Annotated in this window: 15 protein-coding genes; 1 reads left to right on the forward strand and 14 read right to left on the reverse strand. The window is 31.4% G+C overall.

What is annotated here, in order from left to right; genetic code table 11:
- Positions 1 to 6: 6 nt before the first annotated feature.
- The 14 genes from cysE to BGS43_RS06755 all read right to left on the reverse strand — a co-directional run bounded on the left by cysE (position 7) and on the right by BGS43_RS06755 (position 14,233).
- The gene (gene cysE / locus BGS43_RS06690; protein WP_025398870.1) at positions 7 to 639 is read right to left on the reverse strand and encodes a serine O-acetyltransferase; all 633 of its coding nucleotides are present in this window, start codon (positions 637 to 639) and stop codon (positions 7 to 9) included.
- Positions 640 to 2,475 carry a biosynthetic arginine decarboxylase gene (gene speA, locus BGS43_RS06695; RefSeq protein WP_042966611.1) on the reverse strand — a complete coding sequence of 612 codons (1,836 nt, stop codon included), beginning with the start codon at positions 2,473 to 2,475 and terminating at the stop codon, positions 640 to 642.
- Positions 2,472 to 3,698: a histidine--tRNA ligase gene (hisS, locus tag BGS43_RS06700; RefSeq protein ID WP_096569264.1), complete on the reverse strand. Its 1,227-nt coding sequence runs from the start codon at positions 3,696 to 3,698 to the stop codon at positions 2,472 to 2,474. The genes speA and hisS overlap by 4 nt, the downstream gene beginning before the upstream one ends.
- Positions 3,695 to 4,273, reverse strand: coding sequence for a dTMP kinase (gene tmk, locus BGS43_RS06705; protein WP_096569267.1), 579 nt, complete (start codon positions 4,271 to 4,273; stop codon positions 3,695 to 3,697). The genes hisS and tmk overlap by 4 nt, the downstream gene beginning before the upstream one ends.
- Positions 4,264 to 4,740 carry a pantetheine-phosphate adenylyltransferase gene (gene coaD / locus BGS43_RS06710; RefSeq protein ID WP_072220634.1) on the reverse strand — a complete coding sequence of 159 codons (477 nt, stop codon included), beginning with the start codon at positions 4,738 to 4,740 and terminating at the stop codon, positions 4,264 to 4,266. The genes tmk and coaD overlap by 10 nt, the downstream gene beginning before the upstream one ends.
- A gap of 39 nt (positions 4,741 to 4,779) precedes the next feature.
- Positions 4,780 to 5,343, reverse strand: coding sequence for a UbiX family flavin prenyltransferase (locus BGS43_RS06715; RefSeq protein ID WP_002826300.1), 564 nt, complete (start codon positions 5,341 to 5,343; stop codon positions 4,780 to 4,782).
- Positions 5,340 to 6,002 carry a flagellar basal body P-ring formation chaperone FlgA gene (flgA, locus tag BGS43_RS06720; protein ID WP_002826298.1) on the reverse strand — a complete coding sequence of 221 codons (663 nt, stop codon included), beginning with the start codon at positions 6,000 to 6,002 and terminating at the stop codon, positions 5,340 to 5,342. Before flgA ends, BGS43_RS06715 begins: the two co-directional genes overlap by 4 nt.
- Before the next feature lie 77 nt (positions 6,003 to 6,079).
- The gene (locus BGS43_RS06725; protein ID WP_096569270.1) at positions 6,080 to 6,856 is read right to left on the reverse strand and encodes a MetQ/NlpA family ABC transporter substrate-binding protein; all 777 of its coding nucleotides are present in this window, start codon (positions 6,854 to 6,856) and stop codon (positions 6,080 to 6,082) included.
- Positions 6,857 to 6,865: 9 nt separating this feature from the next.
- Positions 6,866 to 7,636: a MetQ/NlpA family ABC transporter substrate-binding protein gene (locus BGS43_RS06730; RefSeq protein ID WP_002776657.1), complete on the reverse strand. Its 771-nt coding sequence runs from the start codon at positions 7,634 to 7,636 to the stop codon at positions 6,866 to 6,868.
- A 54-nt stretch (positions 7,637 to 7,690) separates the two neighbouring features.
- The gene (locus BGS43_RS06735) at positions 7,691 to 8,464 is read right to left on the reverse strand and encodes a MetQ/NlpA family ABC transporter substrate-binding protein (RefSeq protein ID WP_002825979.1); all 774 of its coding nucleotides are present in this window, start codon (positions 8,462 to 8,464) and stop codon (positions 7,691 to 7,693) included.
- A gap of 193 nt (positions 8,465 to 8,657) precedes the next feature.
- Complete coding sequence (locus BGS43_RS06740) at positions 8,658 to 9,563, reverse strand: methionine ABC transporter permease (protein ID WP_002776665.1); 906 nt, start codon at positions 9,561 to 9,563, stop codon at positions 8,658 to 8,660.
- Complete coding sequence (locus BGS43_RS06745) at positions 9,560 to 10,570, reverse strand: methionine ABC transporter ATP-binding protein (RefSeq protein WP_025398875.1); 1,011 nt, start codon at positions 10,568 to 10,570, stop codon at positions 9,560 to 9,562. The genes BGS43_RS06740 and BGS43_RS06745 overlap by 4 nt, the downstream gene beginning before the upstream one ends.
- 5 nt (positions 10,571 to 10,575) lie before the next feature.
- Entirely contained in the window at positions 10,576 to 13,188 is a 2,613-nt protein-coding gene (locus BGS43_RS06750) for a valine--tRNA ligase (RefSeq protein ID WP_096569274.1), read from the reverse strand.
- 22 nt (positions 13,189 to 13,210) lie between these two features.
- Complete coding sequence (locus BGS43_RS06755; RefSeq protein WP_002918812.1) at positions 13,211 to 14,233, reverse strand: hypothetical protein; 1,023 nt, start codon at positions 14,231 to 14,233, stop codon at positions 13,211 to 13,213.
- Between the two features lie 128 nt (positions 14,234 to 14,361).
- Here BGS43_RS06755 and BGS43_RS06760 point away from each other — a divergent pair, with 128 nt between their 5' ends.
- The gene (locus BGS43_RS06760; protein WP_096569277.1) at positions 14,362 to 16,392 is read left to right on the forward strand and encodes an ATP-dependent helicase; all 2,031 of its coding nucleotides are present in this window, start codon (positions 14,362 to 14,364) and stop codon (positions 16,390 to 16,392) included.
- Positions 16,393 to 16,401 lie beyond the last annotated feature (9 nt).

The following is a 16,401-nucleotide window of genomic DNA, read 5'->3' on the forward strand; positions in this document are numbered from 1 at the left end:
TATATATTATTTTATATCTGATAAAGCTTTTTCAAGTTCTGCAATTTTTCTCTCTAACTTTTCGAGCTTATCTTCGCAGTTTGCATCAACAGCCCTTGTATTTTCCTTGTTTTTACGACGCTCTTCTACTATATAAGCAGGAATTCCTACTGCGGTTAAATTTGCTCCTACATCTTTAACAACAACGGCATTGGAGCCTATTTTGGCATTTTCTCCTATGGTGATATTGCCAAGTACTTTTGCGCCTGAGCCTATGATCACTCCTTTTTTTATGGTTGGATGGCGTTTAGTATCTTTTTCAAGGCTTGTTCCACCTAAAGTAACGCCTTGATAAATTAAAACATCATCTTCTATAATTGCTGTTTGACCTATAACCACTCCATTGGCATGATCTATAAAAATACGCCTTCCAAGTTCTGCTCCAGGGTGCAAATCTACCCCAGTTAAGAATTGTGAAATTCCGCTAATCATTCTAGCAATGCGTTTAAAATTTCTTATGTAAAAAAAATGTGCAAAGCGGTAATTTACTACAGCCCATACTCCAGGGTAATTAAAAAAAAGTTCTATACAAGAATTAAAAGCTGGATCTTGTGTCTTTGGCTGAGAAAAATCTTCTTTTATAATACCCCAAAAATTCATCTAAACTCCTATGCTTTTTAAATAACCATTATCATTTAAGAAAAGATAAAGTTCGCCTAAAATATGCTTTTTTTGCTTATCATTTACAAGCTTAGAATTGCTTATGCGTTCATTAAGTATATCCATGATAGCGTGTATATCATAGTCTAAATCTTCTAAGGTATCAAGTATGGATTGCGCTTCTATAATCCCCTCGACTTCATAGCCTTTTTCATTGATGCTTATAATAGCTTCAGTAGGATGAGTAAAAAGATTGTGTTTCATTCCAAGTACTTCTTGATAGGCACCTACAAGAAAAAACCCTAGAAAATAATTTTCTTTTTCTACATCTACATCGTGCAAAAATAAAGGTTTATCTTTAGAGTATGAAATTTCTCCATCGCTATCGCAGGTTATATCCCAAATACTTGCACTTCGTGTCGGTTCTTCATCTAAGCGATCAAGTGGCATGATGGGGAAATTCTGTTCTAAACCCCAAAAATCAGGCATGCTTTGAAAGAGCGAAAAATTTACCAAATACCTTTCTTGCACTTCATCTTGTATGGCAAGTAAATCCGCAGGATTTTGCTTATCGCCTAAAAGCAAGATGGCTTTTTTTGTAATCAAATGAGTTAAAATTTCAGCATTGGAACGATCTTGTAAATCCACATAGCCCAAATCAAAAAGAGTTAAAATACTCTCTAAATGATCTATGCTATCGTGCAAGTATTCTAAAGCATTGGAAGGTTTTATACTTTTATAAAGATCATAAAGCTCATCGATAAGTTTTGGATTTTGTTTTTTAAGTATGAGTTTGTTTTCTGCGTATTCTTGAGAAAAAAGTTCTAATACAGGAGCGATTAAAACAGCGTGATTAGCTGCTACAAAACGTCCACTTTCTATGAAAATATCAGGCTCTAAATCTTTTTTTTGTTCGGCTATGTTTTTTAGGATAAAAATTACATCGTTAGCGTATTCTCTTAGGGTGTAATTTCTACTTTTTTCATTTTTAAATTGTGAGTATTCCACAGCTAAACCGCCGCCAAGATTGATAGCTTTTAGATTTTTAGCTCCCATTTTTCTAAGTTCTGTATAGATATTTCCTGCTTCATTTAAGGCTTTTTTCAAGGGGTGAATTTCGGTAATTTGTGAGCCTAGATGAAAGTGAATCATGGTAAATTGTTCTAAAAGTTTGTTTTCTTTGAGTAAATTTACCGCTTCTATGAGTTCAGTGGATGTAAGTCCAAATTTAGAATTAATTCCACCGCTTTTTGCCCAAATTCCAACTCCAGCAGAATGCAAACGTACACGTAAGCCTATATTTGGTTTAGGTTTAAAGCGTTCTTTAGCTATGTCTATGATAGCTTCAAGTTCATTAAGTCCTTCTATGGTTAAAGTGATATTATGTCCCATTTCAGCTGCGATAAAGCCTATGTTGATAAGTTCTCTATCTTTAAAGCCATTTACGGTAATAGGTGCGCCTTCGTTATTATAAGCCATAGCGAGTAAAAGCTCTGCCTTAGAACCTGCTTCAAGTCCATAGTTATAGTCTTTTCCAAGTTTTACAAGATTTTTTACAAAACCAGGGTATTGATTGACCTTTAAAGGATAAACAGCGTTAAATCCTCCTTTATAGCCAAATTCCTTTCTTGCTTTATTGAAATTTCCGTAAATATTTTCAATTTGTTTTTGGATAAGATGAGGAAATCTTAAAAGTAAAGGCCCCTTGTATCCATCATCTCTTAATTCTTTAACTATATCAATAATAGCAGGTTTTTTCTCGTAATTGATACAAACTTTACCATTTTTGATAATGAAATTTTCATTTCCCCAAATATCAATACCATAATCCATCATAAAACCTTCTTTAAGTCTGAAATTTTAATCATTTTTTCTTCTTTTTTTGCTAAATTTTTATAAAACAAACTTTCATTTTGTGCTTCATTTTCTCCCATGCAAAGAAAAATTTCAGTATTATTTTTATCCGCGTTTTCAAGATGTTTAGCTAGTTTTCTTGCTTCATAGCTTAAAAGCACTTTATATTCTTTTCTTAAATTTGTAGCGATATGCAAAAGTTTTTGGATATAAATTTCATCCATAGCACAAAGATAAATTCCTTCTCTTTGAATCTTTTCTTCTTTTTGTTCTAAAATAGTTATAATTCTTTCTATACCCATGGCAAAACCTATACCATAGCCACTTTTTCCACCTAAATACTCTATAAGTCTATCGTAGCGTCCTCCACCTGCGATAGCAGCCTTTGCTCCTATTTCATCGCTTATAAATTCAAAAGCCGTTTTAGAATAATAATCCAAACCCCTCACAAGTTTTGAATCTAACTCAAATTTAACTCCATTATCCTTTAAAATTTGTTGCAGTGTTTCAAAGTCTTTTTGGCAAGAGGTGCATAAATTATTGATCAAAAGCGGAGCATTTTCAAGCAAATTTTGACAATGCTCATTTTTACAATCTAAGACACGAATAGGATTTAAATTTTTTCTACGCAAACAATCTTCACAAAAACCTTCTTTGGAATCCAAGAATTCAACGAGCCTATCGCGGTATTTTGGCAAGCATTGTGAGCAGCCTAAAGAATTAAGTTGAAGTTTAAAATCAATACCAAGGCGTGAGAAAATTTCTACTAGCATTAAAATAATGCTTGCATCTTCATAAACATTAGGTATGCCAAGGCTTTCAACTCCAAATTGATGAAATTCTCTTAAGCGTCCCTTTTGAGGTCTTTCATAACGAAACATAGAACCATGATAAAACCATCTTTTCACACTAGTGTTTTTATCGAGTTTTTTTTCTATATAGGCACGCACCACCCCAGCAGTTCCTTCAGGACGCATGCAAACATGATTTTCGCCTTTATCGATAAATTCATACATTTCTTTGCCTACTATATCAGAACTTTCTCCTACACTTCTTTTAAAAAGTATGCTTTGCTCTAAATGCGGTGTGTTGATAAAAGTAAAGCCATAGTTTTTAGCTACTTCTTCACAGGTTTTAATCACTTTTTCATAATAATAAGCATCTTTATCTAATAAATCTTTCATTCCTTTTAAAGCGTTAATCATTGTAAAAATTCCTTTATTTGTTGGTGTAATTTTTCTTTACTTCCTTTTGCGTCAAGTGTTAAAATTTCTATAGAAATTTTTTCTTTTAAAAAATGAAGTACTTTTTCGAGTTTATCTTGCACGCTTAAAAAATACTCAATGCCACGTTTTTCTATGCTATCTAGTTCTTTTTGACTGAGGCGTTCTTGGATAAGGCTTGCATCTCCTTTTAAAAAGATAATTTTTTGTGGAAAAAAATTTTCTAAAGCAAAACTATTTAAAGCAAAAAGCAAATCGTTTTCAAAATCTTTGGCATAAGCCATGCCTGAAATAAAACTTCTATCGCTGATAATGAGTTTGTTTTGATTGGTTTTTAAGATTTCCTCACAGTGCTGCGCACGATCAGCTAAAAAAAGCAAAAGCTCGGTTTTTTTATCAAGCTGATAGGGTTTATGAAGCAAAAGCTCTCTTAAATGTGTGCCTAGCTTGGTTCCTCCAGGTTCTGCTGTAAAAACGGCTTCTTTAAAACATTCTTTTAAAAGTGAAATTTGCGTACTTTTACCAACACAATCCACCCCTTCAAAAACTACATACAAGGCAAATCCTTTAAAAAGGGTAAAATTTCTTTAGGGACTAAGGCGCTGACATCTCCTCCATGGGAAGCAATAGATCTAACTATAGAACTTGAGATGAATGCATTTTTTAAATTTGGCATTAGATAAATGGTTTCAATCTCTTCCCAAAGGGCGTGATTAGCATAGCCAATTTGTAGTTCGTATTCAAAATCACTTACTGCTCTAAGTCCTCTTACTATGGTATTTACTTTGAGCTCTTTGGCTAAATCTACAAGGAGATTATCAAAAGTGATAATTTCTACATTGTTTAAATGTGAAGTAGCAAGTTTTGCAAGCTCCTTTCTTTGTTCTAAGCTAAAACAAGGCTTTTTATGCTCGCTATTTGCTATAGCTACAATCACTTTATCAAAGATTTTAAGCGCTCTTTTAATCACATCTAAATGTCCATTTGTAATAGGATCAAAAGTCCCAGGATATAAACAAGTCATTTTTACTCCAAAAATTTTTAAAAATATAACAAATTTAAGCTAAAAATTCTGCCATCTTTCGTATAAATTATGAGAAATTCCTAAAAGATCTAGCCATTTTCCTATGATAAAATTTTCCATTTGTTCTAAATTACTAGCATGAGAATAGCTTGCGATAATAGGAGGGGCGATGATAACTCCCATTTGGCTAAGTTTTAACATATGTTCTAAATTTAAAGTAGAAAAAGGCATTTCACGTACCCCTAAGATGAGTTTTTTTCTTTCTTTTAGGGCTACTGCTGCAGCACGCATTAAAAGAGTGTCTGCAAAACCAGCGTGAATTTTTGCTAAACTTGAAATCGAACAAGGAGCAATGATGGTTTTTTCTATTCCAAAAGATCCACTTGCTACACTTAGACTTAAATTTTTATCATCTAAAAAATGAGTGTATTTAAAATTTTCTTGACAAATTTCTTCTAAATTTGCTTGATTTTCAGTTTTGAAGCTAAGTTTTGCACCTTGGGTTAAAATACAATAAAGTTCGCATTGATTTTCTAAATTTTTTAATAATTTTAAGCCTAAATTGACACTGCTTGAACCAGAAATTCCCAATAAAACTTTCATTGTATAATCATCCTATTTTTACCCACTACGATACCTTGCATAACTTTACCTTCTTTGTTTTTTGCACGAATCCTTTCGCCCATATTTGCACTTTGCAAAGCCACAAGTTCGATTAAAACATCAACATTTGCTTCGCTTAAAACCCCGATTATAGGATCATTTCGGCGTATTAAAGCTGTGGTTTTAAACATATTTGCTCTCAAAATGGTGTTTTTGTTAATATTGCTTTTAGCTACAAGATTATACACATCATCTAAGGTTAAGGCATTTAAAGGAACTTTATCAAAATCAATCAATACGCTTTTATAGTCAAAAGCTCCAAGTTTATCTCCTCTTTTTATAGCGCGTTCGCTTTTTAAAACTTCTAAATTTGCTTGAATGAAATATCTAAAAAATACATTTTTTTGTATATTTTGCGGAGTTTTAAATTCAGCTCTTACGAATCCTTGCGCTTGGTTAAAACGAGCATTGGCTATTCTTATAAATTGATATTGTTCAAAGTCTTTGGGTAGGGTAGTGATTTTTAAATCGATATTTTTGATGATTAAACTTGGAAAATTGTTTTTAAATTCTTTGGCAAGTGCAGTTTTAATCTCTTCTAAATTTGCACCATGACTTAAACCAATAAAAACAAAAAAAATAAAAGATATAATTCTCATTGCTAGCCTAATATGGTATTAATCTTTTATATTTTACCCAATACAAATTTACAAAGCCTTTAAAGGCTTTGCTTGGATTAAAAAGTAGGTATAACAGAGCCTTTGTATTGCTCATTGATGAAATTTTTTATTTTATCACTGGTTAGAATTTCTTTAAGAATTAGACTTTTTTCGTTTTTTTCATTACCTTGTCTTACTGCCAGAACTATAGCATATAAGCTGTCTTTATCCTCTATAAAAATTCCATCTTTTAGAGGATTAAGTCCTGCGCCAAGAGCATAATTTGTCGTAATGACTGCTAAATCTACATCATTTAAAGCTCTTGGAAGTTGTGCGGCTTTTAGCTCTATAAATTTAAGATTTTTAGGATTTTTACTGATATCAATCGGGGTTTTAAGAGTGTTTGAAGTTTTAAATTCGATCAAACCAGCTTTAGCAAGCAAATCCAAAGCTCTACTTTCATTGGTAGCATCATTTGGAATAGCAATTTTAGCACCATTTGGGATATTTTTAATATCTTTAATATCATTAGAATAAATAGCCATAGGAACTAAAACAATAGAACCCAAAGAACTTAATTTTGTGCCTTTGTGAGCGTTAAAATCCTCTAAAAAGGGTTTGTGTTGATATAAATTTGCATCTAAATCTTTTTCATTAAGCGAGATATTAGGTATATTATAATCACTAAATTCTTTTACTTCAAGATTCCAACCTCTTTCTTTAAAAATAGGTTTTGCAAAATTTAAGATTTCAGCATAAGGAGTAGGCGTTGCTCCTATAATGATACTCTTTTCGGCTCCAAAGAGAAAACTTGTTATGCAAAAAACACTCAGTAATATTTTTTTAAATTTCATAAAAACTCCTTAAAATGCAGGGATTAGCACATCTTTATAGTGCTCATCAATAATATTTCTAAATTTATTACTTCTTAAAATTTCATCTATGATTTTAGTTTTTTCATTGTCTTTATCTTCAAAACGAACCACAACATAATTTACATAAGGGCTATTTTTATCTTCTCTAAAGATGGTATCTTTAATCGGATTCAGTCCAGCTCCAAGCGCAAAATTAGAATTAATCACAGCAATATCCACATCATCTAAAGCTCTTGGGAGTTGTGCTGCTTTTAGTTCTATAAATTTAAGATTTTTAGGATTTTTCTTTATATCTAATGGGGTTTTAAGAGTATTTTGATTTAACTCAATCAAGCCAGCTTTTTCTAAAAGCTCCAAAGCTCTACTCTCATTTGTAGCGTCATTAGGTATAGCAACCCTAGCACCTTTTTTAAGATTCTTTAAATCTTTAATTGTTTTGCTATAAATTCCTACTGGTGCGATGACAACAGGCGTTGTTGGGGTTAAATTTGTGCCTTTTTGAGCATTGTATTCTTCTAAAAAGGGTTTGTGCTGATATAAATTTGCGTCAAGTTCTTTTTCTTCTAAGGCTCTATTAGGCAGTATATAATCAGAAAATTCTATTATTTTTAATTCATAACCCTTATCTTTAAAATCATCTTTAACTTTTTCTAGCAAGCTTGCAAAGGGATTTGGTGTAGCTCCTATGGTTATGGTTTTGGCAAATATAGGACTTAAATTCAGTAAGCAAAATAATAAAATAATTTTAAATAATTTCATAAAAAACTCCTTTGGCGATTAAAAAAAGAAGAGTCCCTAAAAAAGGGACAAGGATTAAAATGCAGGTAGAATTGAGCCTTTGTATTTTTCGATGATAAATTGTTTAACTTTCTCACTTTGTAGAGCTTTTGCTAAAGCTTGGATTTTAGGATCATTTTCATTTCCTGTTTTTACTACAAGGATGTTTGCATAAGGGCTTTCTTTATCTTCTATAAATACGCCATCTTGAGCTGGGTTTAGATTTGCAGAAAGTGCATAATTAGAATTAATTACAGCAAAATCAACATCATCTAAAGCTCTTGGAAGTTGCGCAGCTTTAAGCTCTACGAATTTTATCTTTTTTGGATTTGTTGTGATATCAAGTGGAGTTTTAAGAGCTTTTTCTTTAAATTCTACCAAACCTTTTTTTGCAATAATATCTAAAGCTCTGCTTTCATTAGTTGGATCGTTTGGTATAGCTATGGTAACACCCTCTTTAATATCATCTAAACTTTTATATTTTTTAGAATAAACAGCCATAGGTTCAATATGTACATTTGCTACTTTAGTGAGTTTGGTACCTTTGCTTTTGTTAAATTCTTCTAAATAAGGTGTGTGTTGAAAGAAATTCGCATCCACTTCTCCGCTGTCTACAGCCAAATTAGGTAAAACATAGTCTGTAAATTCTTTGATTTCGAGTTTATAACCTTGTTTTTCTAGTTCAGGTTTTACCTGCTCTAATATTTCAACATGAGGAACTGGAGTTGCTGCGATACTGATAGTTTCTGCGGCTGTTAAATTTACAGCCAAACCTAAAAAACTTGCTACGATTAAATTTTTGATATTCATTTTAATTTCCTTATATAGTCATTTTTGTGCTTGCTTTAATCTTAATCACTCTGACTATCAGGAAGAAGCATTATGAGAACTCTTGATAGTCAGACTAGCGCATCTGAGGCATCATCTGTTAATCCTTTTAAAAATTTCTTGGCTTATTCTACTTAAAAAAACTTATATTTAAATTAAAACCGGATTTAATTTTTTATTTTTTAAGGAATTTATAAATAAAACACAGAGCAAGAACGATTAAAATAATTGCTTGCCAAACAAAACTTTCATCGTTGTTTATGTTGATGATTATGCTAATTACAAATAAGGCTATTAAAGTAGCAAGAATGTATAAAGTTTTGCTATTTTTAGCCCAAGTGTAAAATAAATTGCCTAAAATTTGAACCAATTGTACCAATACAAGTAAGATAACTACCGTTTGAATCATGATTTCTTTATTAAAGCGTTCATAACCATAGCGAATCGCTACATCTCCAAGTCCGCCACCACCGACAGTTCCTGCAAGAGCTGAAAAACCTATGGTAAAAATCAAAGTCAAAGTTATACCGCTAATAATATTTGGCAAGGATTCGTTAAAAATCACTTTAAAGATGATTTGAGTATTGCTTGCACCGTAGCTTTTTGCAGCTTCTATAATGCCATGATCTACTTCCTTAAAAGCACTTTCTAACATCTTTGCCAAATAAGGTGCTATACCTATAGCTAAAGGAACTATGGCTGCATTTGTGCCAATACTAGTGCCCACTATAATTTTAGAAAGAGGTAAAAGCACAACAATCAATATAAGAAAAGGAAAAGCTCTTAAAAGATTGGTGATAAAATCTAAAACCGCATAAGCGATTTTATTATGCTTGATACCATTTTTATCCCAAATAGCAAGTAAAATTCCAGGAATTATAGCTAAAATAAAACCAAAAAATACAGCCATTAAACTCATATAAATAGTTTCATTTAAAGCAGGTTTTAAAATATTTTCATAGTTTTGTGCAAAGGTGCTGATGGAATTTAGAGATACCTCTTTGATACCTTGCCAAGAAAATTCAGTAAAAAATTGTGAAATTCTTCCTAAAAATGCATCAAATATAGACACTTCATTCATGATACTACCTCCCATAAAACCCCACTTTGTTCTATATAATTAAGAACTTTACTTTTATCCTTTTGATCGATATTAATCACTAGATTTCCCAAAGCATTTCCATTAAGCTTTTCAATTTTACCCCAAACAATATTAAAATCGATATTAAGAGTTCTTGCCATATGCGTAATAATACTATTTTGCGCTACTTCTTTTGGGAAGTAAAGCTTGATATTTAAACCTGTTGAAGGCAAGAAATCACTTTCGCCCAAAAATTCTTTCATTTTTTCATTAGGTTTTAAAAAGAGCTCATCAATTGCGCCACTTCCTATGATTTGTCCATGTTCTAAAAGTAAAGCTTTTTGAGCAACATCTTTTACAACATCCATTTCGTGTGTGACTAAAACCACGGTTATTCCAAATTCAGCATTGATTTTAGCAATGAGTTCTAAAATATTTTTTGTTGTATTGGGATCAAGAGCTGAAGTGGCTTCATCACTAAGTAAAATTTTAGGATTTAAAGTCAAGGCTCTAGCAATGGCCACGCGTTGTTTTTGCCCCCCACTAAGTTCTCTAGGGTAGGCTTTGTTTTTATGATCAAGCCCTACAACATCAAGCAAAGAATTGACTTTTTGATTTAAATCTTTTTCGCTCATATATTCTTTGCCAAAAAGCTTAGAATAAATTTTGCATTGGCTATAATGCATTCTTAAAGGCATTGCAACATTTTCAAATACATTTTTTCTTTCCATTAAGGCAAAATTTTGAAAAATCATACCTATATCTTTTCTTAACATTCTAAGCTTTTTAGGATTATTTTGACTCAGATCTTTTATTTCAGCATCAAGCACTTTTAAACTTCCTTCTTGATAGCTTTCAAGTCCATTGATACATCTTAAAAGAGTGGATTTTCCAGCACCGCTGTGTCCTACGATAGCATAGATTTCACCTTTTTTTATCTCCAAAGAAACATCATTGATAACCAGTTCTTTTCCGTAATATTTTTTTAAATTTTGTATTTTTATCAAAGTTTTTAACCTTTTAAATTTGCTAGTTCAGCTGATATTTTTTCAAGCTGAGTATTTAAATTTGCCAAAGCTTCTTTATTCTGTTCTACGACTTCTTTAGGTGCATTGGCAATAAATTTTTCATTTGATAACATAGCATTTAGTTTGGTACTTTCTTTTTCTAGCTTTGTTTTTTGATTTTCAAGCCTTGTTAAAATACCGCTTAAATCTACATTATCAAGCGTGATGAAAATTTCTAAATTTTCACTTACATCGCAAATAGCTTTTTGTAGTTTGTTTTCTGTAAATTCTATATTTTCACATTTAGCAAGCATGGTGATGAACTTCATATAGGATTTGATTTCATCTTGCATTTTTTTATCATTTAGTTTAATATAGGCTTTTTCTATTTTTGAATTTCCTAAATCCACAAGGCTTTTAGCGCGGCGTATGCTAACAATGCTTTCTATGATCAAAGAGAAAATTTCTTCTATATTAGAATTTTTTGCATGAAATTGTGGGTATTTGCTTATCATTATGGAGGCACTTGTTTCAAGTTCACTTTTACTAAGCTTGTGATACAGATACTCACTGATAAATGGCATAAAAGGATTTAAAAGTTTTAAAGCCTCTTTGAAAATGCTTCCTAGTTCTTTTACTGATTCTTTTTGAGCTTTGCTAAGTTCTATCCCCCAATCGCAAAAATCATCCCAGAAGAATTTATAAAGTGTGTTTGCAGCATCATTAAAGCGATAATTATCTAAATTTTCTCTCACATTTTTTACACAATCTTGAAATCTAGAATAAACAAATTGAGCTAATGCGCTTTTAAGTTCTATCTTTTCTAAGTCTTCAAATTGCTCTTCATTTAAAAGTAGATAATTTGTCGCATTATAGATTTTATTTGTGAAATTTCTAACTTGTAAAAGTTTGTCATTGCTAAGCTTGATATCGCGTCCTTGTATAGCAAGCAAGGCTAAGGTGAAACGCAAGATATCGGCGCTATATTCTTTAATGCTTTCATTTGGATCGATAACATTTCCAAGACTCTTACTCATTTTTCTACCTTGCTCATCTTTAACAAGAGCGTGTAAATAAATATCTTTAAAAGGTAAAACCCCTAAAGTATTTGTACTTTGAAACATCATTCTAGCTACCCAGAAAAACAAAATATCAAAACCGGTTATCAATAAAGAATTAGGATAAAATTCTTTTAAATCTTCTTCAAACCAGATTTTATCTTTTCCCCAAGTATCATTTCCCCATCCAAGTGTGCTTATTGCCCAAAGTCCCGAAGAAAACCAAGTATCGAGTACATCTTCATCTTGTTTAAAATTATGACTTCCACATTTTGGACAAGCTTTTGGTGTATCTTGACTTGCCCATTCATGCGAGCATTCACAATAATACACAGGAATTTGATGCCCCCACCAAAGCTGTCTTGAAATACACCAAGCCTTTAAATCTTTCATCCAAGCATTAAAGCTATTAACCCAATGGCTTGGGTAAAATTTACTTTCACCAAGGGCTACTTTTTCTATACTCTCTTTGGCAATTTCTTGTTTTACAAACCATTGTTTTGAAATATAAGGCTCGACTACATTGTTGCAACGATAGCAATATCCTACTTGATTGTTATGTTCTTCTATTTTATCTATAAAGCCAAGACTATCCAGTTTAGCTACAATTTTATCTCTAGCTTCTAAGCGTTCTAAGCCTTTAAATTCCAAACAATGCTCGTTTAAAATTCCTTTTTCATCAAAAACACTTATAAATTCTAAATTATGTCTAAGTCCTACTTCATAGTCATTCATATCATGAGCAGGGGTGACCTTTACAACCCCTGTTCCAAATTCTTTTTCTACATGTTCATCAGCTATGATTTTAATAGCTTTATTGCTCAAAGGCAAGATCAGTTCTTTTCCTATAAATTGTTTATAACGCTCATCATCAGGATGAACCATGACTGCAGTATCACCAAAAAAAGTTTCAGGACGCGTTGTAGCTACGACTAGGTATTCATCACTATCTTTTAAATAATATTTTATATGATAAAGTTTGCCTTTGTTTTCTTTGTATTCTACTTCTATGTCGCTTAAAGCCCCATCGTGAGTGCACCAATTGATCATATAGTTTCCACGCACGATAAGTTTTTTATCGTAAAGTTCCACAAAAGCTTTTTTTACAGCATTTGCTAAGCCTTCATCCATAGTAAAACGCAAGCGGCTCCAAGCAGGAGTAATTCCTAGAGTTCTCATTTGATCTAGGATTTTTCCACCGCTTTGTTCTTTCCATTCCCAAATTTTTTCTATAAATTTTTCGCGACCCAATTCTTCTTTTTTAATGCCTTGAGCAAGAAGTTGTTTTTCTACAACATTTTGAGTGGCAATACCTGCGTGATCAAGCCCTGGTTGATAAAGAACTTTATAGCCATCCATTCTCTTATATCGTGTCATAATATCTTGCAAAGTAAAGGTTAAAGCATGGCCTATGTGTAAAACGCCTGTTACATTAGGTGGTGGCATCATGATACAAAAATTTTTATTTTTTTCTTGTATGGTTTTATTGCCATCGATTTCAAAATATCCGCGTTCTTCGCAAATTTGATAATACTCTTTTTCTAAATTTTTATCATACATTATTTGCCTTTATTGTTTTAGCTTATTTAATAGAGCTAATTTCTATAATTTCACAAAACGGGAAGAAATATTGTGCTGTATTAAGTCCAGTTTTCAAACTTTTGATATGTTTAGAAAAATCACTTCCTTTGCCATCTTTTTTAATTTGAAGTTTAAGTCTTTCTAAAATTTCTTCACGTGCTACATGTTCATTTAATTCTTTTGGATTGTTTAAATATGGGCTTAATCTATCTAAACTAATATATTTATAAGCTTTTTTCATATCTGAAAAGATAATTTCTTTGTTATAGATAGTTAATTTCATTTCTCCTTTTGGTAGCATTTTAACAAAAACACTTAGATAGTAATCTTTTGCATTATCTTGTATAACGCTTAGCATATCTTTTAACAGATTGATCCTGTATTGGCTTAAAAATTTTCCATCTAAAATATAAACTTTCATATTTTCTGTGCTAAGCTCAGGTTCTAAACGACTGTTTTTTCCTATGTTTAGATACTCTCTAGCGGTATTTAGATATTTATTTTTGTTTGATTTGTTTGATTGAAGTTCTTTTTTTACAGCTCTTTCTCTTTCTAAGATCTTTTGTTGTTTACTGATTTCTTTTTTAAGAGCTTCTATTTTGGCTTGTTTATTTTCTTGTTTTAATTTTCCTTTATCCGTATCTAAAATTTGCTTATTTTCATTTGTATTAATATTATTACTTGTATTGGTGTCATTATTTAAGCTTTGATTGTTTTCGCTTATTGATGTATTAAATGTATCGTTATTTAAGCTTTGATTTTCATCTAATAATGGGTTTGTTTCTTGCTTTTGGATGGTATTGTTATTAGTATTTACATTTGATGAACTATTGTTGGTTTGGATCGAGGGTGAATAGGGATTATCGTAGTTATTGGTATACGATTTTTGTTCGGTGTAAGTGTTGGTATTTAAGGTGTAATTCTTTGGTTTTGAATATTCAAAAAGATAATAATAGGTTCCACCTAATATTACAATAACAGCAATTAATATGCCAACAATAATAGAAAAAATTTTCAAATTCATTTGCTATCCCTTAAAAATAGAAAGTTAAATAATTTTAGCATTGTACTATAATCTAATATAAAGTAATTTTAAATTTTTATATTTTTAAGTAATTTTTTTTTATAATTTTAACTTTTATAAGGAAAATAATGCCACTTTCAAAATTAAATAATGAACAATATCTTGCCGCTACTGCAAATTTTGGACACAATCTGATCATAGCAAGCGCGGGGACAGGAAAAACTTCTACCATAGTTGCAAGAATTTCTTATCTTTTAAGCCAAGGTGTATCGCCGCAAAAAATCATGCTTTTGACTTTTACTAATAAAGCCAGTAAAGAAATGATAAGCCGTTTGGGGAAATATTTTGATAAAAACATTACAGGAAAAATCCTAGCAGGAACTTTTCATAGCACAGCCTATACCTTGCTTAAAGGCGCAAATAAAGATGTGGTTTTAAAACAAGCCAGTGAGTTAAAAACCCTACTTAAAAGTGTTTATGAAAAAAGAACCTTTAGACATTTAAGTGATATAAAACCTTATCAGTCAAGCTATTTATATGATATATATTCTTTATTTCAAAACAAGGCTTATGATCAAGATTTTTACCATTGGTTTTGCGTAAATTATGAAGATCAAAGTATTTATGCAGAAATTTATGAAGATATATTAAAAGAATACAGTGAAGAAAAAAAGCGTTTTAATTATGTGGATTTTAACGATTTACTTTTGAATTTAAAAACTCTTTTAAATGAAAAAAAATACGAATTTGATGAAATTTTGGTAGATGAATATCAAGATACTAATGCGCTTCAGAGTTCTTTAATCGAGGCTTTTGAGAGTAAGAGCTTATTTTGTGTGGGGGATTATGATCAAAGTATTTATGCTTTTAATGGTGCAGATATTAACATAATAGGTGGATTTAAGCAGCGTTTTAAGGATGCTCAAATTTTTTCTCTAAACAAAAACTACCGTTCTTCAAGAAGTATTCTAGCTTTGGCAAATAAGGTAATTTTAAACAACGAAAGACTCTATCCAAAGGAGCTTATAGTTACAAGAAAAGATGAATTTAAAGCCCCTTCTTTACTGACTTTTGAAGAATTGTTTGATCAATATCAAAATATAGCCAAAATGATACTTACTAGTGGAGTGAGTTTGGAAGAAATTGCTGTTATTTTTCGCAATAATTCGAGTGCAGATGGTATCGAGGTGGCTTTAAGAGAGCAAGGGATTGCAAGTGTGAGAAAAGGCAGCGGGAGTTTTTTTGAAAGCTTGGAGGTTAAAGCCTTTAGCGCTATACTTGCTCTTGTGGTAAATCCTAAGGATATCATGGCATTTATTCATTTAGTTCAATACACCAAAGGAGTAGGCGGGGTTTTAGCAAAGGAAATTTTTGACGCTCTTTTAAAATTAGGTCATGGTAGCTTGATAAGGGGTTTTTTAGAACCTGATAAAAGTGTAAATTTGCAAAACCATCAAAAAAGAAATTACCAGCTTGGGCTTTTTGCAGACTTAGAAGAACTAGCCAGTGAAAATCGTTTTAAATTTGAGAGTGAGTTCAATGCTCATCCTATCTTAAAACTTTCAAAGATTAATGATTTATGTGCTAAAAATTTAGAAAAAATTTATTTTTTCTTAAAAAAAGCTATGGAAACAAAACATTCTTTAGTACTGGTTAATTTAATTTGTGAAAATTCTTTTTATAAGGAAATTTGCGAAGAATTAGCCATCAAAAGAGCGACAAATAAAGCAGGGCAAGTGGATCTTTTAAGAAAAAAAGAAAATTTAGAAAAGATAGAAACGAAATTTAATGTTTTAAAAGAACTCACTAAAAATTATAGTGATATTTATAAATATTATAATTTTTTAACTCTAGGTGCGAGTGAAATAAGCAATGGCAAGGGTGTAAATTTACTCAGCGTGCATGCAAGCAAGGGTTTGGAATTTGATTTGGTATTTGTAATCGATCTTGCACAAGGGCGTTTTCCTAATCAAAAACTTATGAGCATGGGCGGAAGCTTGGAAGAAGAAAGAAGGCTTTTTTATGTCGCAGTAACAAGGGCTAAAAATATACTTTATCTTAGCTATGCAAAATACGATAAAAATAAAAAAACTGCTTTTACGCCTTCGCGTTTTCTTGTAGAAGCGGGGCTTTGCAAGGGAGAGTTAACCATAGATTGATAACATTTT

Origin of the sequence: Campylobacter sp. 110 (assembly GCF_002383965.1) — a bacterium.
Classification (GTDB): domain Bacteria; phylum Campylobacterota; class Campylobacteria; order Campylobacterales; family Campylobacteraceae; genus Campylobacter_D; species Campylobacter_D coli.

Coding starts and splice junctions, on each gene's coding strand:
- BGS43_RS06715 (WP_002826300.1), bottom strand. CDS start 5,343: ATGAAAGTTTTATTGGGAATTTCTGGTTCAAGCAGTGTCAATTTAGGC.
- cysE (WP_025398870.1), bottom strand. CDS start 639: ATGAATTTTTGGGGTATTATAAAAGAAGATTTTTCTCAGCCAAAGACA.
- BGS43_RS06755 (WP_002918812.1), bottom strand. CDS start 14,233: ATGAATTTGAAAATTTTTTCTATTATTGTTGGCATATTAATTGCTGTT.
- BGS43_RS06740 (WP_002776665.1), bottom strand. CDS start 9,563: ATGAATGAAGTGTCTATATTTGATGCATTTTTAGGAAGAATTTCACAA.
- speA (WP_042966611.1), bottom strand. CDS start 2,475: ATGATGGATTATGGTATTGATATTTGGGGAAATGAAAATTTCATTATC.
- BGS43_RS06730 (WP_002776657.1), bottom strand. CDS start 7,636: ATGAAATTATTTAAAATTATTTTATTATTTTGCTTACTGAATTTAAGT.
- flgA (WP_002826298.1), bottom strand. CDS start 6,002: ATGAGAATTATATCTTTTATTTTTTTTGTTTTTATTGGTTTAAGTCAT.
- BGS43_RS06735 (WP_002825979.1), bottom strand. CDS start 8,464: ATGAATATCAAAAATTTAATCGTAGCAAGTTTTTTAGGTTTGGCTGTA.
- BGS43_RS06725 (WP_096569270.1), bottom strand. CDS start 6,856: ATGAAATTTAAAAAAATATTACTGAGTGTTTTTTGCATAACAAGTTTT.
- BGS43_RS06750 (WP_096569274.1), bottom strand. CDS start 13,188: ATGTATGATAAAAATTTAGAAAAAGAGTATTATCAAATTTGCGAAGAA.
- BGS43_RS06760 (WP_096569277.1), top strand. CDS start 14,362: ATGCCACTTTCAAAATTAAATAATGAACAATATCTTGCCGCTACTGCA.
- hisS (WP_096569264.1), bottom strand. CDS start 3,698: ATGATTAACGCTTTAAAAGGAATGAAAGATTTATTAGATAAAGATGCT.
- coaD (WP_072220634.1), bottom strand. CDS start 4,740: ATGACTTGTTTATATCCTGGGACTTTTGATCCTATTACAAATGGACAT.